The organism is Streptomyces sp. NPDC059256, from assembly GCF_042753785.1.
Lineage (GTDB): Bacteria > Actinomycetota > Actinomycetes > Streptomycetales > Streptomycetaceae > Streptomyces.
Genome location: NZ_JBHYZO010000002.1, coordinates 176,022 through 194,497, shown reverse-complemented (window position 1 = coordinate 194,497; position 18,476 = coordinate 176,022). Strand labels below are relative to the sequence as shown.

Annotated in this window: 14 protein-coding genes and 1 tRNA gene; 4 read left to right on the top strand and 11 right to left on the bottom strand. The window is 69.2% G+C overall.

The features are described from left to right. Nucleotides 1–17 precede the first annotated feature (17 nt). The 6 genes from efeB to ACFXJL_RS05445 all read right to left on the bottom strand — a co-directional run bounded on the left by efeB (nt 18) and on the right by ACFXJL_RS05445 (nt 6,372). Nucleotides 18–1,304: an iron uptake transporter deferrochelatase/peroxidase subunit gene (efeB, locus tag ACFXJL_RS05470; protein WP_384689457.1), complete on the bottom strand. Its 1,287-nt coding sequence runs from the start codon at nt 1,302–1,304 to the stop codon at nt 18–20. 4 nt (nt 1,305–1,308) lie between these two features. Further along, nucleotides 1,309–3,366, bottom strand: a complete 2,058-nt coding sequence (locus ACFXJL_RS05465) for a copper resistance protein CopC (RefSeq protein WP_384689454.1) — start codon at nt 3,364–3,366, stop codon at nt 1,309–1,311. A gap of 23 nt (nt 3,367–3,389) precedes the next feature. Beyond that, complete coding sequence (locus ACFXJL_RS05460) at nt 3,390–3,791, bottom strand: copper chaperone PCu(A)C (RefSeq protein ID WP_358881405.1); 402 nt, start codon at nt 3,789–3,791, stop codon at nt 3,390–3,392. A gap of 125 nt (nt 3,792–3,916) precedes the next feature. Beyond that, nucleotides 3,917–4,579 carry an SCO family protein gene (locus tag ACFXJL_RS05455; protein ID WP_358881404.1) on the bottom strand — a complete coding sequence of 221 codons (663 nt, stop codon included), beginning with the start codon at nt 4,577–4,579 and terminating at the stop codon, nt 3,917–3,919. Nucleotides 4,580–4,611: 32 nt separating this feature from the next. Further along, entirely contained in the window at nt 4,612–5,463 is an 852-nt protein-coding gene (locus ACFXJL_RS05450; protein ID WP_384689451.1) for a YcnI family protein, read from the bottom strand. A 96-nt stretch (nt 5,464–5,559) separates the two neighbouring features. After that, nucleotides 5,560–6,372, bottom strand: coding sequence for a hypothetical protein (locus ACFXJL_RS05445; RefSeq protein ID WP_384689448.1), 813 nt, complete (start codon nt 6,370–6,372; stop codon nt 5,560–5,562). Nucleotides 6,373–6,591: 219 nt separating this feature from the next. On the opposite strand from ACFXJL_RS05445, the gene ACFXJL_RS05440 reads away from it, so the two are divergent. Continuing rightward, nucleotides 6,592–7,053, top strand: a complete 462-nt coding sequence (locus ACFXJL_RS05440) for an ATP-binding protein (protein WP_329021123.1) — start codon at nt 6,592–6,594, stop codon at nt 7,051–7,053. 135 nt (nt 7,054–7,188) lie between these two features. Here the strand turns inward: ACFXJL_RS05440 and ACFXJL_RS05435 are convergent, their stop codons facing one another. Both ACFXJL_RS05435 and ACFXJL_RS05430 read right to left on the bottom strand, forming a co-directional pair. Continuing rightward, the gene (locus ACFXJL_RS05435; protein WP_384689445.1) at nt 7,189–8,646 is read right to left on the bottom strand and encodes an aminopeptidase P family protein; all 1,458 of its coding nucleotides are present in this window, start codon (nt 8,644–8,646) and stop codon (nt 7,189–7,191) included. A 171-nt stretch (nt 8,647–8,817) separates the two neighbouring features. Beyond that, on the bottom strand, nt 8,818–10,296 hold the full coding sequence (locus ACFXJL_RS05430; RefSeq protein WP_384690316.1) for a PP2C family protein-serine/threonine phosphatase: 1,479 nt from the start codon (nt 10,294–10,296) through the stop codon (nt 8,818–8,820). Nucleotides 10,297–11,463: 1,167 nt separating this feature from the next. On the opposite strand from ACFXJL_RS05430, the gene ACFXJL_RS05425 reads away from it, so the two are divergent. Beyond that, entirely contained in the window at nt 11,464–12,165 is a 702-nt protein-coding gene (locus tag ACFXJL_RS05425; RefSeq protein ID WP_358881400.1) for a bifunctional DNA primase/polymerase, read from the top strand. 1,030 nt (nt 12,166–13,195) lie between these two features. Here ACFXJL_RS05425 and ACFXJL_RS05420 read toward each other — a convergent pair. The 3 genes from ACFXJL_RS05420 to ACFXJL_RS05410 form a co-directional block, all read right to left on the bottom strand. Next, a complete protein-coding gene (locus tag ACFXJL_RS05420) occupies nt 13,196–14,188 on the bottom strand; it encodes a DUF5926 family protein (protein ID WP_358881399.1) in 993 nt (330 codons plus the stop codon). A 637-nt stretch (nt 14,189–14,825) separates the two neighbouring features. Then, nucleotides 14,826–15,425 (bottom strand): ATP-binding protein, encoded by a 600-nt coding sequence (locus tag ACFXJL_RS05415; RefSeq protein ID WP_358881398.1) that lies wholly within the window; start codon nt 15,423–15,425, stop codon nt 14,826–14,828. An 81-nt stretch (nt 15,426–15,506) separates the two neighbouring features. Continuing rightward, nucleotides 15,507–16,319 (bottom strand): glycerophosphodiester phosphodiesterase, encoded by an 813-nt coding sequence (locus ACFXJL_RS05410; RefSeq protein WP_358881397.1) that lies wholly within the window; start codon nt 16,317–16,319, stop codon nt 15,507–15,509. A gap of 315 nt (nt 16,320–16,634) precedes the next feature. Between ACFXJL_RS05410 and ACFXJL_RS05405 the strand changes: the two genes are divergently transcribed. Beyond that, the gene (locus ACFXJL_RS05405) at nt 16,635–18,236 is read left to right on the top strand and encodes a S1C family serine protease (protein ID WP_384689441.1); all 1,602 of its coding nucleotides are present in this window, start codon (nt 16,635–16,637) and stop codon (nt 18,234–18,236) included. Between the two features lie 100 nt (nt 18,237–18,336). Continuing rightward, nucleotides 18,337–18,426: transfer RNA gene (locus ACFXJL_RS05400), tRNA-Ser, on the top strand. The last annotated feature ends 50 nt before the right edge of the window (nt 18,427–18,476 follow it).

Below are 18,476 nucleotides of genomic sequence, written 5' to 3'. Positions count from 1 at the left end.
GGCCGGCGGGGAGACGGTCATGACTCCAGCAGCCGCTGTCCCACGTACTCGCCCCTACCCGCGCCGCCCGGCACCGCGTACAGGCCGCTCGCCTCGTGCCGGATGAACTCCGACAGGGCGTCTCCCCGGTCGAGCTTGCGCTGCACCGGCACGAAGCCCCGCAACGGGTCAGCCTGCCAGCAGATGAACAGCAGCCCCGCGTCCGGAACACCGTCCGGCCCGATGCCGTCGTGGTACGAGAACGGGCGCCGCAGCATCGCCGCACCGCCGTTCTGTTCGGGTGCCGAGATACGGGCGTGCGCGTTCTCCGGGATGACCAGTTTCCCATCGGACCCCCGCGCATCCAGTGCGAGCTTGGTGGTCTCCGTCCCTCCGGTGAGGGGGGCGCCGTCCGACTTGCGGCGGCCGATGATCGCCTCCTGCTTCTTCAGCGGGAGCCCTTCCCAGTCGTCGAGGAGCATTCGGATGCGCCGTACGACCGCGTAGGAGCCGCCCGTCAGCCACTCCTGATCGGACCCGGCTGCCACGAAGATCCGCCGGTCGAAGTCCGCCTCGGCCGGTTTCGGGTTGTTGGTGCCGTCGACCTGCCCCATCAGATTGCGCGTGGTCATCGGTTGCGCGGTCGCACCCGCCGAACGGTTGAAGCCGTTCATCTGCCAGCGCACCCGGGCGGTGCTCCCCGCCACCCGCTGTACCGCGCGCAGCGCGTGGAAGGCGACCAGGGCGTCGTCCGCGCCGATCTGTACCCAGAGATCGCCGTGTGATCGTCGGGTGTCCAGTTGGTCGGCCGAGAAGGCCGGCAGCGGATCGAGCCCTGCCGGGCGCCGTGCGACCAGCCCCGTCCGGTCGAAGAAGCCATGGCCGAAACCGAAGGTCACGGTCAGCGAGGAGGGGCCGGCGTCCAGCGCGACGCCCGTGTCCCTGCCCGCCTGCTCGGCCGTGTCGCCCGCCATCAGCTCCGCAGCCAGCGCCGACCAGCGCCGCATCAGCGCCGCGGCCTGGCCGCGACCGGCACCGGCCGTCAGATCGAATGCGATCAGATGGCCGTGCGACTGCATCGGCGTGGTGATCCCGGGCTGGTGGTCACCGTGGAAGGCGACTTCGGTCGAGCCGACCGTCGACAGGGCGGTCGGCCCGGGCCCTGCCCCCGCGGCGTGGGCCATCGCCCCACCCGCCGCACCCAGCGTCAGACCCGCGGCGCCAGCGGCACCGGCGGCGGTCAGCAGTCGCCGCCGCGAGACCCCGTCCGCTGCGGGGTCGGTGGTGGACACCGGGACCGCGGTGTCTGTTTCTACCGGTTTCACTGGCCTAGCCGATCTTCACGTTCTCGTCGACGGTCACCTGATCGAAGTCCGAGGTGCGTACGGTCACCTGGACCTTCCAGTCGCCGGGCATCGGGATCTGCACCGACGGCGCTGTCCAGTGTCCCGCGGCGAGTCGCTGCGGGGTCGTCGGCAGCGGACCGATCTGCTTGTCCTCAAGGGTGAAGGAGACCGAGACCTCCGGGACGTCCAGTGGGGCGCCGGCCGGATCGTCGATCCACAGATGCAGGGCGTTGGCGCCCGGGCTGGCCGGATCGAGGGTGAGTCGTACGGTGCCCTTGCCGTTCGCCCCGCCGGTGTCGAACGGGATCTTGAGCTCGGCGGGCCCCTGTGCCACCGCACCCGCGGCGGAGCTGCCGGTCGACTTCGCGGCCTCCTCCTGGGTGCGTCCCGGCTCGGTGGTGGTGAGCACCGTCGTCACCGCGAGGAGCACCACGGCGATGCCCGCTTCGGCGAGCACCGATCGGCGCAGCCCCGACCTGACCGGGTCGGCGTCCCGCGCCTTCTTCCGGCCGGCGCTGGCCACCGCGGCCCGCTGGCGGGCCAACTGGGCCTCCCGTACCGGGTCGGTCGCCGCAACCGTCCCGCCGGCCGCCGTGGAGACGCCGACCACGGCGGTCTCCGTCTCGGTTTCCTCCGCTGTCTCCGTTGCTCCCGGTGTGTCGTCTGCTCCCGCTGTGTCGTCGGATTCGGTCTGCCGGCCCAGCCGCTGGGTCCAGCGTCGGGACAGCCATGCGACGCCGAGCAGCACGCCCACCAGCGCCACCTTCAGCAGTAGCAGTCGCCCGTACGAGGTACCCGTCAGCGCCGACCAGGAGCCGACCTGCCGCCAGGACTGGTACAGCCCGGTCGCGGCGAGGGCGACGACGCTGATGAAGGCCACCCGGGAGAACTTCCGTACCGCCTCTTCCTCGATCGAGGGGCCTCGGTACAGCGTGGTCAGCAGCGCGCCGAGCCCACCGAGCCAGGTCGCGACGGCCAGCAGGTGAATCACGTCGACCGGCATGGCGACGCCGGGCTGGATGCCCGTCGAGGCGTGTTCGGACAGGGCCCAGGTGGCGGCGATCCCGGCGGCGACGACCGTACCGCCGACAGCGAGTCCGAAGGTGAGGTCCTTGCGGCCGACGCCCGACTCGTGATTGTCACCGCCATCGTCACCGGGCGTACCGTCCGGTTCCGCATCCCTTCGGGCGTACGACCCGAAGAGCACCGCGATGAACAGCGCAGCCGCCCCGAGCAGCAGCAGTCGGGAGACCAGCGCCGCGCCGGTCTTGGATTCCAGTACGTCCCTGAGCCCGCTCAGCTCGAAGGCGTCCGCGAGCTTCCCGGAACCGGTGTACGGCGAGCGCAGCAGCAGCATGGCCAAGGTGGCGGCGGTCAGCGTCACCCACCCGTGGATGATGAGCCGCTGCACCGGACGCACACCGGCCCCGCGCTGCCAGCACAGGAGGATGAAGGAGGCGCCGCCGACCATCAGCACGAAACCGGTGTACGCGGCGTAGCGCGCGATGTCGTAGAGGACGCCGACCACTCCCGTGCCCGGCTCCTGCGCCGACAGTGCCACCTCCGTGGAGGAGTGGGCGCCGATGGAGAAGGTGAACGCGCCCGAAATCGGATGGCTGTCCGCCGAGACCGCCCGCCAGGCGACGGTGTAGGTGCCCTGGGGCAGGTCGGGGAGGAGTTCGACGCCGTAGGCGATCGTCCCGCCCGTGGAGAGATCGCGGACCGTGGCACGGTCCGCGCGCTTCCCGCTGGGTTCCAGGACGCGGATCGAGTCCTTGCCCATGGCGATCTGTTCGGAGAAGGTGAGCTTCACCTCGGAGGGGGCGGTGGCGACCACCGCCCCGTCCTGCGGATTGCTCCCGGTGAGCGCGGCGTGTGCCGATGCCGGGGCCGCGCCGAAGAGCAGCAGGCCAAGGACCGTGCCGAGCAGCACGGTCGCGGCGAGCACGCGTCGGTGCAGCGGGCGCCGGGCCCCCGGGCCGGTGCGCGGATGCGAAGGCCCGGTCGGGAGCGCTCCGAGGAGCGGGGCGGTGGCTGTCATGACTTAGTCAGTCCCCTCGGTACTCAGTGCTTCGCCGGGTTGTACGTGGGTTCCTTGACCGGGAGTTCGACCGTGATCGGGTCGGACTTCTCGAAGTGCAGCTTGACCGCCACGGTCTGGCCCTTCTTGGGCTGTTCCTTGAGCTGCATGAACATGATGTGGCTGCCGCCGCGCTCCAGATTGAGCTCGCCGTTGGCCGGCACGGCGACGGAACGCAGCTGCCGCATCTTCTGGCCCTTCGACTCGTGGATCGTCACGTTGTCGGAGAGCGCACTGGTCACGGCGGTGAGCTCGTCGGCCGCCGAACCGCTGTTGTGCACGGTCAGAAAACCGGCGGCCATGTCGTTGACCGGCTGTGGCATAAAGGCGCCGTCGACCTTGAGCTCCGGCTCCTCAGGGGTGCTGGAGCACCCGGTCAGGGCCATGGCCGTCCCGAGGGCGATGGCCCCCGCGACGGCCCTGAACCCGTGCGGTGCCCGGGCGCTTGCACGACCCGGGCGCCGTGCCACCCCTGTCCCCTCCCTCATATGCCTTGTGTCCCTCATGCCCCTCACGGGTTCTCACCGCGTACGAGCTTGGGCAGATCCTTGGCGTACTCGTCGGCGCTGGTGTCCTCGCCGTACAGCACATAGCCCTCGTCGGTCTTCGGGGAGAACGCGATGACCTGGGCGCCGTGCATCGAGACGACCGTGCCGTCCTTCTCCTTCGTGGCCGGATCGATGCCGATGCCCATCTGCCGCGCCCCCGCCTGGATCGTCGGGAAGTCACCGCTGAGCCCGATGAACGACGGGTCACCCGCACTCGGCAGCCACTTGCCCAGCGAAGCGGGGGTGTCCCGCTCGGGGTCCGTGGTGATGAAGACGACCTGGAGTTTGTCCTGGTCGGCCTTGGGGAGCTGCTTCTTGGCGATGGCGATGTTGCTCATCGTCAACGGGCAGACGTCCGGGCACTTGGTGTAGCCGAAGAAGATCATCGTCGGCTTGCCCTTGGTCCGCTCCCGCAGATCGAACTTCTGCCCCTTGGTGTCCGTGAGCACCAGATCGGGCTTGGTGAACGGACGGTGCAGCACGGTCCCCGGCTTGGTGTCCCCTTCGGCCGATACCTCGGCGACGGAGGACTTCGACGTGGGCTTCTCGTCGGAGTCCCCGCTACAGGCGGACAGGGTGAGTGCGGCCACGACGGCCATGGCCGCCAGTGCGGTCTTCTTGCGCATGAGAGAGATCCCAGAGGTGGTGTACGGGTGTGTCAGGCGACGCGACGGCGGCCCGCGAGCACACCGAATGCGACTCCGGCAGCGCCGACGACGATGCCGATGACCGCGAGGACGCGAGCGGTGCCATCGGAGTCATCACCCGATGCTGCCTTGCTCTCGCTGCCGGCCGTCGAGCCCTTGTCGTGGTGCGCGTCCTTGGCTGTCTTGTCAGACTTGTCGGTCTGCTCAGTCTGTTCGGTCTTCTCGTTCTTCTCGTTCTTGGCGTCGCCGGTACCGCCGTGGTGGCCTTCCGCAGCCGCGGTGAGCTCCAGGACGGGGGCCGGCAGCGCGGCCTCCTTGCCTTCCTGCGGCACCTCGATCCAGCGCACGACCTCCTTGTTGTCGTAGGTCTGGAGCGCCTTGAAGACGACCTGGTCGGCGTTCTCGGGCAACTGGCCCAGGGAGACGGGGAACTGCTGGAACTGACCGGGGCCGATCTTGCCGCCGGCCGCGGTCCAGGTGATCTTGGAGACTGCCTCAGTGATCTTGTTCCCGTGCACCTCAAGCGGCTTGGCCAGCTTGGACTTGGTCACCTGGACGGTCCAGCCAGGCACGGGCTGCGGCAGCACCGAGGCCAAGGGGTGCTCGGTCGGCAGATTGACCTCCAACTTCACCGTGGAGGCCGTGTCGCGCTCGTTGGGGACCTTGAAGTTGACGGTCGCGTAGCCGCCCTTCGCGGCCTCGCCCTGCGGCTGGACCGACACATGGGCGAAGGCGGTGCCCGAGAGCAGCAGCACGGACAGGGCACCGGCACCGGCCAGGACCGTGGCGGCACGTGAGACGCCGACGGAGGACGTACGGCGGGAGGCGGGGGCGGAAGAGGACGTACGGCGGGAAAGGCTCATGGCGAAACGCTCCACAGGGTGATGAGGAGAATGAGGGCGTGCCGGCGCAAACGCATGCGCGAACACCACGGCCCCGCTCCCGTCGAGTGGGCCGTGTCAGGCTGCGAGGACGAGTCGCGCCGGTGGCCCACGCCTGATCACCGTGTGCTGGAGCGTTTCTGCTGTGAGGTCCGCGGGACGGTCGTCCGCGGCTCGCGGTCCGCGCACCGCAGGTCCCTGCTCGCGTACGAGACCGACGCACAGGGCCCGGACGAGCGCGAGTGCTGCCCGCAGCGGACACAGTCGGGCCGCGCGAGCCATCTCCTGCGCCGCCCCGGACGACAGCCGGACCAACCGGCCCAGCGCCAGGTCTCCGTGTCGCAGCAGCCAACCGGTCACCAGGGCGGCCAGCAGATGGCCCATCACCATGGCGAGCGACGGCAGCAACGACGGCTGGGTGACTGTGTTCTCCACCACATGGGAGCCGGCGCCGTGCGACGGCGGGGCGAGACCCGCGGTGGTGACGATCCGGTGCGCGTCGGTGGGGCTGAGGGAGGCGCCGCCCGCCCCGCACACCAACTTCGCGGCCATCTTGACGAAGACGTCGTCGGCGGTCGGCGCGAGGCTCAGCCGGTGCTGGCCGACGCCGAAGAGCAGATGCAGGGCGAGTTGGCCGCCGCCCAGTGCGCCGGCGACCGCCGGCAGTGAGCGCACCCGGCCCGTGAACGGCATCACCAGGGCGAACACCCCGATGAGACCGGCGACCACCGTCCACCCGGGGACCGTCGCACCCGATGCGAGCGCATGTCCCGTCGCCGCCAACACCACGCAGACCGCGGTGAACACCGCAGCCCTCAGCAACCGCGGACCCGTTCCGGCAGGGACACCGGACAGGAGCGGCACGGGCGGCAGCGGCCTCGGGGACGACATGGCCGGCCCATCATCCCACTGGGCGCCCGACCGTGGTGAGGCAGGTCCGGAAGGTCCTCTTCGCGGGTGCGAAACGTCCCGCGAAGGGGGTTTTCCTACACCCCGCTCATGGCGGCGCGCGTCGGCCGAATGAGCGCAATCACATCCGCCCGGTGCTTACGGACCCCGTCCGGGGGCAATACGTAACGGTATGTCGAGCCGCAGCCAGGAGGCTGGAGCATGAGCATCTGGTGGTCACTCCACTTGCGGCGCGAAGCCGCGAGCATTCCGCTCGCACGGCGCCTGTTGCTCGGCACGATGGAGACCGCGGGAGTCGACCCCGACATCTCGTTCGACCTCTCCGTCGCGCTCAGCGAGGCGTGTGCGAACGCCGTCGAGCACGGGGGCGGCCGTGGTCCCGGAGAGACTCCCGGGGCCTATCGGGTCACCGCGTACCTGGACGGCGAGAAGTGTCGTATCGAAGTAGCCGATTCGGGACCGGGCTTTCCGTCCCGTCAGGGCAGAGCCAGGATCCGCCCCCGCGTCCAGGCCCCCACGACGGCCGAGAACGGTCGCGGGCTGTGTCTGATCGAGCAGCTCGCCGACCATGTGCATTTCGGCAACAGGCCCGGCCGGGGGGCCGTGGTCAGTTTTGACAAGGTCCTCAAATGGCGTGAGGGCGCGCTGCTCAAGGTCTCCTGAGCCCCCTATGGGTCCCAGAAGCCTCGGCAGCGCGCCCTCAGGCTCCACCGGCCGGGGGCAGTCCCCCCGATCCGAGCACGCGTCGCGGTCCGTACGCACCAACCCCTGCCAGCACGTCAGGACCGGTCCGTCCGACTACGCGGTGAGCGCGGCCATCCATGCCTCGACCTCGTCGGCCTGACGCGGCAGCGCGGCGGAGAGGTTCCGGTTTCCGTCCTCGGTGACCAGGATGTCGTCCTCGATCCGGACGCCGATGCCCCGGTACCCCTCGGGCACGGTCAGGTCGTCCGCCTGGAAGTAGAGCCCGGGCTCCACGGTCAGGCACATGCCCGGCTCCAGCGTCCCGTCGACGTACGCCTCGTTCCGCGCGGCGGCGCAGTCGTGGACGTCCATGCCGAGCATGTGGCCGGTGCCGTGCAGCGTCCAACGGCGCTGGAGACCGAGTTCGAGCACCCGCTCCACCGGTCCCTCGACCAGACCCCACTCGACGAGCCGCTCGGCGAGCACCCGCTGGGACGCGTCGTGGAAGTCGCGGTACTTGGCACCCGGCTTCACCGCGGCGATGCCGGCCTCCTGGGCGTCGTACACCGCGTCGTAGATCTTCCGCTGGAGCTCGGTGTACCGGCCGTTGACGGGCAGGGTACGGGTGACGTCCGCGGTGTAGAGCGAGGTGGTCTCCACACCGGCGTCGAGCAGCAGCAGATCACCGGAGCGGACCGGGCCATCGTTGCGCACCCAGTGCAGGGTGGTGGCGTGCGGGCCCGATGCGCAGATGGAGCCGTAGCCGACGTCGTTGCCCTCGACGCGGGCCCTCAGGAAGAACGTTCCTTCGATATACCGCTCACTGGTGGCCTGAGCCCTGTCCAGGACCTTCACCACGTCCTCGAAACCGCGGGCCGTGGAATCGCACGCCTTCTGGAGCTCGGCGATCTCGAAGTCGTCCTTCACCGCGCGGGCCTCGGAGAGGTAGATGCGCAGTTCCTCGTCGCGCTCGGCGGTGACCTTGTCGGTGAGCGCGGCCTCGATGCCCGCGTCGTGCCCTCGTACGGCACGCACCGGACCCGTCGCCTCGCGCAGCTTCTCCGTCAGTTCGCGCACGTCCTTGGCGGGCAGCCCGAGCAGCTGCTCGGCCTCGGCCAGCGAGTGCCGGCGGCCCACCCACAGCTCGCCCTGACCGGACAGCCAGAACTCGCCGTTCTCCCGGTTGGAGCGCGGCAGCAGGTAGATCGACACCTCGTGGCCGTCGGCGGTGGGCTCGAAGACCAGCACACCGTCCTCGGTCTGGTCACCGGTGAGGTACGCGTACTCCGTCGAGGCACGGAAGGCGTACTCCGTGTCGTTGGAACGCGTCTTCAGATTGCCCGAAGGGATCACCAGTCGCTCGCCCGGGAAGCGCTGCGACAGGGCGGCACGACGGGCGGCGGTGTGCGCAGCCTGAGCTATGGGCTTCAGATCGCTCTGCTCGGTGTCCGCCCAGCCACCGGCCATGTTCGCCGCCAGCTCGTCGGACACGCCCGGATACAGGCCGTTCTTGCGCGGCTTGACCGTCTGCTCTTCTTCTTCCGGGGTACTCGGGGTGAGCTCCTCGGCCACGTCTGCCTCCTCGATACAACACTGGACCGGAGTCCATCGTATGTGGGACGTGAAGACCGCCCGGGGCTCTGTGAGAAGCACCCCAAAACGGGCAGGGCCAGATGGTGGACGAAAACCGACCCGTAGCCGAAAAACGGTGGTACCGGAATCAGCCGGCAAACTTGGCGAGGATCAGTCGAAACACACTGCGAGCAGCACGATGTCCTCCTCGCTCGCCCCTTGGTCCAGACCTTCCGGAACGAGTTCTCGCAGTACGTGGTCGGCGATGGCCCCCGGGTTGCCCCGAGCCACCTTGGGGACGCCCGCAGCCGCCGAGTGCAGTCTGGCGAAGGCCCGGTCCATGGTGCCCCCGGTGCGTCGCAGCAGGCCGTCCGTGTAGAGCAGCACCGTTTCTCCGGGTGCGGGGGAGATCTCCACACTCGGGGCCTCCCAGCAGGCGAGCATTCCCAGCGGCGCGGACAACGAGGTCTCCACGAACTCGGTGCGCCGCTCGCCGATCACCAGCGGCGGGGTGTGCCCCGCGCCCGCGAGCACCATCTTCCTGGCGGCGGGCTCGGCATAGGCGAAGAGGGCGGTTGCCGTACGGGCCGGTTCGGTCAGCCGGAGCAGCAGCTCAAGATCGGAGAGCACGGCAACGGGGTCCTCGCCCTCCATCACGGCGTACGCCCGCAAGGAGGCCCGCAGCCGTCCCATCGCCGCCAGTGCGCTCGGTCCCGAGCCGCTCACGGACCCGACGGCGAGCCCCAGCGCGCCTTCCGGCAAGGGCAGGGCGTCGTACCAGTCGCCACCGCCGAGCGGGCCCGTTCGGTGGCGGGCGGCCAGCGTGACCCCGGGCAGCCGGGGGAGTCTGCTGGGCAGAAGCTCACGGGCGATGGTCGCCACCGTCTCGCGCGCCGCATCCAACTCCAGCAGCCGGGCCAGATGCGTCGTGGCGAACCGCAGATAGAGGTCGATGAGCCGGCGCTGCCGTTCCTGCGGGGCGTTGGGCACGTCGTACAGCCAGACGGTCGTGCCGAGGGTTCCGGCCGCGGGGGACGTCAGGGGCTGGGCGTAGCTGGCGGCAAAGCCGAGGTGGGCGGCGACCTCGCGGAGCCGCGGATCGAGCGAGGTGTCACCGAGGACGTCGGGGTGGCAGACGGGAACCGCTGCTCCCCCCGGCGCTTCGGGCGCTCTTGTCGGTGCTCCGCCCGGTGAGACCTCGCCCCATGCATCGACAGGGACATCGACAGGTGTGTCTGTCGGGGCACCCATCGGGCCCCATGGATAGACCGGATCGATCGGGTCTACCCGATCGCGAGCCGGCTCGGGGGCCGACTCGGGGGCGTGGCGATCCTCCCGGCCGTTCACCACGGCCGCTCGTGCTCCCCGCTGCTCCTGCTTCTGTTCCTGTCCCTGCTCCTGCTTCTGCTCCTGTTCTGACCGACCGCGTACGGGCGCCTCCCGGTCGCCCGCTGGCGGAGGCAGCGATCCGTACGCATGGGCGGCGTACGGAATCGTCTGGAGGTGACCGAGTTCGGCATGGCTGAGCCCGTGGCCCCTGATCCGGCCGGGGCGGCGATGGGGGTCGAGGTCCGGGCCGGAGCGGCAGGTCCGATCCAGTGGACCGGTCCCGAGGTCGACCGCGGTCGTCGGTGGTTCGAGCACCACCATTCCGCGCCGTGCGCCGAGCAGGGCGGCACCGGCTTCCAGCAGTTCCTCAAGTGCGGCGTCGAGCGTGTCGGTTCCGGCGAGCCGCTCGGTGAGCCCGCACAGCGCGGTCAGATCCGCCACTCGGCCGTTGAGTCGGTCCCGGAGTGCCGTATCGGGCGGGGCGGTGGATTCACGGGGTGCGCTGGTGCAGGAGTTCGGGCCGCAGTGCGATCCTCCGCCGCGCACGCCCTGTCCGCTGTGCCCGCCGGGGTGCCCGGGGTGCTGCTCGTCGTCCGCGCCGGGGCCGGAACAGCACCCCGTGCCTGAACCCCCCTCCGACAACGCCTCCCATGTCTCGGGGGGTTCTTCGAGAGGGGCGGGAACGGCAGGCATTCCCGAAAGCGCCGCCGGAGTGTCCGTGGAAGGGGAAAGTGCTGAGTCGATTCCAGCCACTTTCGGCACGTGAGGGGCGCTCATGGCAGTCGACTTTTTGACTGGTGCATTTCGCTCAATAGCATTGCAAACCCCCAGGTGATTCTGGGCCGCTACCCATGTGTCCACATGTACACGCACGAGTAAGGGAATGTCCAGCATTGCACCAGTGGGATTGATGGTGTCTGGGGGAGCTTGAACGTTCCTTGAACAATTCTTGAACTTGGCCGAAAAATGCACCTGATGGAGGTCAATTGAGGTCGACTGAGGGCGTTCGGCAGTTGATCCCCTCGATGGATCACTCCGGGGTGGGAACCCTGAAGGGTGCATCGGCGGAAGCGTCATACCAAGCGTGGTGGGTACGTAAACGGTGATGGCCAGGGGCAGTTGGCACCGCCTCGGAACCTTGCGACCGGCTCAGGCGTCTTTATCGACGCAGGGCGCGCCAGGAGTCCACGGCAGATCCCCACAGCGGTGGGGCTGATCCGTTATAACGGGACAGAACGGCAGGCGCTGACAGCAAGCGCCAGGCGCGCGCCATGCTTGGCCGCGCGTTCAACGGAGCACAGCCCACGTTCGGCCCCCGGCGGCGATCCTGTCGCAGGCGAAGCGGGGGTGGCCCGTGCCACATCGGCAGCGGGCGGTGATACGCCGACCAGTTCTCTTCGTACACCCAATAGACATGTGTACGCCCGGTGAAGCTGCACACATGGTCTGATGTTTACCTCGGCGTTCAACGGAAAGGAACGAGCGCTCATGCGCGAGATCCTCGGAAGGCGACGCAGGCTCCGGTTTCGGCGCAAGAGGGGACCTGTACAGCCGGCACAGCTGGAAGCGGCGCTCACCTGCGCCACCGAGTGGCAGTGGCCCGTACTCCCCGGCGTGGGACCGAAGGCGGCCAGCACTCGCGGTGGCGGTGACGCCCGTGGCTCCGGCTGCGGCTGCCCTGACCCCGATTGCGTGGTGCCCGGTGCACACCCCTTCGAGCCTGGACTGCTCGCAGCGACGACGGACGAGCGGATGGTCCGTTGGTGGTGGACGAACCGTCCCACCGCCCCCCTCATCCTTGCCACCGGCAAGAACGCACCCTGTGCGGTGAGCCTGCCGGCAGTGGCCGGGGCCCGCGCGCTCTCGGTGCTCGATCGCATGGACCGGCGCTTGGGACCGGTGGTCGCCACCCCCACGCGATGGTCGCTGCTGGTGGCGCCCTACAGCCTGGAGCAGCTCGGCGAGCTCCTCTACGCCAAGGACTGCGTGCCCAGCTCGCTGCGGTTCCACGGCGAGGGTGGCTACCTGGTCCTGCCTCCCTCGGAGACCGGGCTCGGCCAGGTCCGTTGGGAACGGGCACCGCTGGCCGGTTCGGCCACTCCCTGGTTGCCTCCGGTGGAGGCTGTGGTGGACGCCCTGGTGGAAGCGAGCACCAGCGCGCCCGACGGCGGAAGCCGTCTCTCGTACTGACCCGTTTGCCTTGCGTGACCCTCGCACCGCTGTCGTTGACATTGACTCTGGTGGTGCGACGCAGTGGGAACGATCGGGTGCCGCAGTTGTACGGCCGCCAGTGCGTTGTGCGGGATGCGACATCGATCCGGCGCTCCGCCTGGGGCCGGCAGGCATACGGCGCCCCCGGGCGGACACCTTCCGTCGCTGGGCGATCGACCCGTCCCGGGCCCACCGGCGCGACGGAGTCGACAGCCGGCACTCGGAGAACGGCCGGAAGGAATCGACTTCGCAGCCGTCCGCCCGATGTGATGCGGCAGTGGGGTTCTCTTCAGGACAGGCACCGCTGGGCCCTGCGGAGTGGGGGCGGTGGCCTCCGGAGCCGTGCTGTCACTGCAATGCCATGGGCCGGAATTGAGTTCCGTACCGGCGTGGAACATCACGCCCAGCAACAGCCTGGAACATCACCCGGGCGGCATACCGTACGGATCATCCATCGGTTCGACGCGGGCGACGGGCGCGGATCGAGTAACCGCGGAAACATTCCGGTGGTAGGGCCAACGGTAGGGCCATGCACTTTTGGTCCGTTGCGAAGTGCGAACGGTTCATGATCTCGACTTCGCCGGACTCCCCGGGGAGAGGGGCGGCAACTCCGTTGCGCCGCAGGGCCGTTGGCGTTTGCTGACGCACTGTCACTGGAGGTGATCCCTCCGTGGAAAGACAGACGCCCGGTCGCTGGCGACGGGGGATGCACCAGCGACCGGGCTTATAGAACGGTAACAAGAGATCTGCTGTTCGCAAATTCGATCTCGGGTATTCGGACAATGATTCAGTACGCCATAGCGGGAGTTGTGACTGGAGTCACTACGCTGGTTCTGCCTCTTGACGAGGCAGAACCAAGCTCCCAAAGCGTCCGTTCTGAACGCGGTTTCGCGCCATGGCTCCCTCCCCGCCGATATGGCAAGGACGGCCGCCGACCGGGTGCGTGCCCGCCGGGCGCGAGTGCCTGCGGACGCTGCCGGGTCGGCTCAGAGCCGTGGTGTCAGGAACCTCAGCTCAAGGTGACCTGACGGTTGGTGAGACCGCTGCGGGCCCGACGCTCGGCGGGCGACAGGGGCGCGTCCTCGGTGAGCGCCTTCGCCAGCCGGTCCGCGAACTCGGCCGCGGGCTTCTCGCACTCCTCGGCGCTCATCGTGGTCGGCAGGTCCCAGACCGGGACCACCAGCCCGTGGGCGCGGAACGAACCGACGAGCCGGGTGTCCTCGCCGAGCGACGCCTCGCCGGCCGCGTACAGCCGGGCGAGCGAGTCGAGCAGCTTCTCCTCCGGGTGCGGCATGACCCAGCGAAGGTGGTTCTTCTCCGGTGTCTCGCACCAGTACGCCGCATCCACACCGGAGAGCTTGATGGTGGGGATGGCGGCGGCGTTGGCCCGCTCCAGGGACGCTGCCACCTCGGGGGCGGACTCCTCCGACGACTGGGGCACCCAGAACTCGAAGCCGGAGTGCACCTTCGGCTCGAAGGGCGCGTCCGGGTCGAGGAGGTCCTGAAGCCGCGGAGCGTCCCCTTGGTCGACGGCCCTGGCCGCGGGGGCAACGGGGTTGCCGGGCTCGATCGCCAACGCCCGGTTGAGGGTGTCGGCAAGATCGCGGCTGAGATCGCCGCTCGCCGTGTCGTTCTGGAGTCCCAGCAGCACCGAACCGTCATCGCGACGCAGCGCAGGCCAGGCCATGGGCAGTACGGTCGCCAGGGTCACGGAGGGCACACCGTCGGGCAGTCCGCCCTTGAGCGTGAGCTCGACCGTCGCGGCGGGCACCAGTTCGCGCAGGGCGACCCAGTCGCATTCGCCGGGGAGGCCGTCGAAGGGGCGCTGGACCAACTCGGTGACGGCATGGGCTGCGGCGCGACCGTGGCACGCCTTGTAGCGGCGCCCCGATCCGCAGGGGCAGGGCTCACGTGCTCCGACCACGGGCACGGGCTCGTTGCCACCGCGGCCCGAGTGGGGCTGAGGCTTCGATGCCTTGGTCTGGGGGCGCTTCTTGGCCATGGTGCGGCTTCTCCCGATAGCGGCGGAGGTGCTGTGTTTGCGCGAGCCTAGTCGTCCGCCGCTCTGGTGCCGGCAACCGGCCGCCCGCACACACGCCGTCGAGGGGTCTGGTCGGGTCCGAGTGCCGTACGAGCACCGGGGCACCGTACGACCACCGGGCGAGTGCCTATGACCACCGGGCGGTCCGGGAGACCGGTCGGGCAACGGGAGTGCCACCGGCTCGGGCGTCGAATGCGCGAGTGCGCGCAGAGCACCAGGAGGGGCCGAGGAGCCTAGGGGCCGCAACGGAACTCGCAGAAACTCGCCGAACTGACGGAACTACGGGAATGCCCCACAGAAAAGTAAAGGGAGAATAAGGGAAATGTCCTTGGGGAATTTTGGCGGCCAAAGCCACGGGGCGGGGAGCGAACACCTGGTGATTCGCCCATCGCCCTGCCCCTGAGAGATCGGGTCGAGCTGGTTTTCGTCGCTCTCCGTCATCCTGGGCCAAGGATGACGCTCGCACAGCGGTCGTCGGCTGACCGCCCTGATCTGTCTTGCTCGTGTTTGGCCGACGGCGGGAACGCGGGGAGCACTCCTGTACCGCGTTGCCGCATATGCCAAGTATCTATGTCATAGGTCTGGCGCACCTCGCTCATCAGCTGAGATCGTCATAGACCTCCGAGAAGTTGAATCCGGGCCCAGTGACGCGCGTAGCAAAATCATCATGGCGGTGACCCTTAGTGACGACCACCCATACGGTGACTTCACCCGTGGAGCTGTCGCGCACGCCCCACTCCTGGGCCAGGGCACTGATGATGTTGAGCCCGCGACCACCCCTGGCGGTGACCGAGGGCGTGGCGGGAACGGGACGGGTCGGACCGCCTCCGTCCGTCACCTCGACGGTCAGCCCACCGGTTCTGTCGAAGCGCCACGCCGCGCGAATGCTTCCGTCGCCCACCTCCGCATGTCCCAGTGGCCTGCCATGCCGGCAGGCGTTGCTGAGCAACTCGGAAAGAATGAGAATCGCATCGTCGACGACCGATTCGGACACCCCGCCGCGGCGCAACTGCTCCCGCATCCGGTGCCTTGCTTCACCCACGCCTGCAGGGCCATGGGGTACGGCCATGCTCGACGACGTGGGCACTTCTTGTGCCACCACCAACGCCACCCCCGAGACCTCCTTTGCCCCACGCCACCGTGTGGATGCCCCATTGGACTGGACCGGAAACCGGTCGGAGGCGGGCCTGTGGCGCACTCTTGGCTGGTGAGCACGGTCCGAACGCGCCGGTGCACACCCTGTGATGCAAGTGGCAGCTGCTGTCTCTGGTGACAGGTGTCAGTCGGTCCGGCCCAGCTGGCTCAGCACCTGCCGCGGCCGGTTGGTGATGATCGCTTCGACACCGAGTCGGGTGCAGAGCTCCACGTCCTCGGGCTCGTTCACGGTCCACACATGGGCACGGTGGCCCGCTTGGTGTAGCCGCTCGACATAGCCGGGATTGCCGCGCAGGATCCGGATGCTCGGACCCGCGATCCGCGCCCCGGCCGGAAGTCGCCCGTCCCGCAGCCGGGGGCTGACGAACTGCATCAGATACACCGTGGGGATCGTCGGTGCCGCCGCCGCGATCCGATGCAGCGAACGGGCGGAGAAGCTCATGATGCGTACGGGCGAATCCGCGGGTGCCGTCGGCCCGGCGAGGCCGAACCTGCTGAGCAACTGGAGCAGCTTCTCCTCCACCTGGCCCGCCCAACGGGTCGGGTGCTTGGTCTCGATCGCCAACTCGACCCTCCGCCCCGAGTCGGCGACCAGTTCGAGCAGCCGTTCCAGCGTGAGTACCGACGTGAGGGACGGATCGCCCCAGTCGGGACTCTCCACGGAGTCCTCGCGGCCCTTCCAGGTACCGAAGTCGAGGGTGGCGAGGTCGGCGAGTTCCAGGGCGGAGACGGCGCCACGACCGTTGGAGGTGCGGTTGACGCGGCGGTCGTGAACGCAGACCAGATGGCCGTCGGCAGTGAGGCGGACATCGCATTCGAGTGCGTCGGCGCCGTCGTCGATGGCCTTCATGTAGGCGGCAAGTGTGTGCTCCGGGGCGTCTTCGGACGCTCCTCGGTGAGCGACGACCTGAATGTGGTGCTGCCGTGCTTGAGTCACCTGGGTCATGGTGTCATCGAGAACGGGAAGGCGTGTGCAGGGGCCCGTCTCCGGCACTTGTCGACAGCCGGTGGCGAGCTCGCTCGGCCGCCCCGCAGGTGCGCCCGCTTTGTCGGAAGTAAAGGATTGCTGGAATACGCACAGGTCCTGCTTACAGTGGCCTGACGAGCCGTGGGAAATGCTGACCTGGACAGACTGGGCCGGCTGACGAAGCGGACACCCTGCTGAAGTGAGCAACCGTGGGCGACCGGGGCCGAGGGATCTCGTACATCCCGAGCATCTCGTCGATCTGCAAAACCTGAGGAGAAGAGAGCTGTGAGCACTGAGAACGAGGGCAACGAGGGCACTGCGCAGCCGGCCGCCCCGTCCGTACCTCCTGTGCCGGCAGTGGCTCCCGGTGGATCTCCCGCGTCGGCTGCGGCACCGGAACCCCCCGCGGCCGGGGGACCCCAGGGAGCACCTGCGGCGCCCGTCGCTGACGGCCCGCCCGTCCCGCCACCTGCCGCCGCCCCGGCGAGCGCTGCCGGCCAAGGCGCCCCGGGCCATCAGCCGGGCGCCGGCGCCTTCGCGGCGCAGCCGGACCACACGACCGCCACACAACACGGCGGGCCGACCCCAGGTCACGGTGGCCAACCTCCTCAGGGAGCTGGCTGGCCGCCAGCCCCGCCCACCCTGCCCTCGTACGGTGCCTACGGCGCGGCCCCCGCGGGCGGTTCCGGAGGCCATGACGGTTCCGGCTGGGGAACCCCGGTCCCGTCGAGTGGCGAACCCCGGCGCAAGAGGCCGGGCGGACTGGTCGCGGCTGTGCTGGTCGCGGCGCTGGTCGCGGGCGGAGTCGGCGGTGGCATCGGCTACTGGGCGGCCGAGCGCAACGACGACGGCATCAACTCCACGACCGTCTCCGCGGCGGACACTCCGAAGGACCTCAAGCGCGACCCGGGCACGGTGGCTTCCGTCGCCTCGAAGGCGCTGCCGAGCGTGGTCACGATCGAGGCGAAGGCCAGCGGGGGCGGGGGCGACATCGAAGGCGGCCAGGAAGAGGGCGGTACCGGCACCGGCTTCGTCTATGACCAAGAGGGTCATATCCTCACCAACAACCATGTGGTGGCCTCCGCCGCGGACAGCGGCACGCTCTCGGTGACGTTCTCCAACGGCAAGGAGTACGACGCCGAGGTGGTCGGCCGGGCCCAGGGATACGACGTGGCCGTCCTCAAGCTGAAGAACGCCCCCGCAGGACTGGCACCGCTGGCCCTCGGCGACTCCGAGAAGGTGGCGGTCGGGGACTCGACGATCGCCATCGGCGCCCCGTTCGGCCTGTCGAACACGGTCACCACGGGCATCATCAGCGCCAAGAACCGCCCGGTCGCCTCGGGGGACGGCTCCAGCGGCAAGAACTCCTACATGAGCGCGCTCCAGACGGACGCCTCCATCAACCCGGGGAACTCGGGCGGCCCGCTGCTCGACTCCCGCGGCGCGGTGATCGGCATCAACTCCGCGATCCAGTCCACGGGGGGCGGCTTCGGCCAGACCCAGGCCGGCTCGATCGGCCTGGGCTTCGCGATCCCGATCAACCAGGCGAAGAACGTGGCGGAACAGCTGATCAAGTCCGGCGAGCCGGTCTACCCGGTCATCGGAGCGACGGTGGACATGGCGGGCAAGGGCTCCGGCGCCAAGATCGCCTCCCAGGGCGCCGGCGGCACGGCAGCGGTGGTCGCGGGCGGCCCGGCCGCGAAGGCGGGCCTCAAGTCGGGCGATGTGATCACGAGCTTCAACGACAAGCCGATCGACAGCGGCCCGACGTTGATCAGCGAGATCTGGAACCACAAGCCGGGCGACAAGGTGACGGTGACGTACGACAGGGCCGGCAAGGAGAACAAGGTCACGCTCACCCTCGGCCGGCGCGAAGGCGACAGCTGACCCCTGACCCTCCCACCAACCGCCAAACGAAAGGCTGCTGCGTGCCTCACCCCGGGGCCGGTACTCTGTAGGCCGCTCCACGCCAGCCGGCAGGGGCGTTGGTGGGTTGCCCGAGCGGCCTAAGGGAACGGTCTTGAAAACCGTCGTGGCAGCAATGTCACCGTGGGTTCAAATCCCACACCCACCGCCAGGTCAAAGTATGTGCAGGTCAGAAGGGGTGCTCCTCAGTGAGGGGCACCC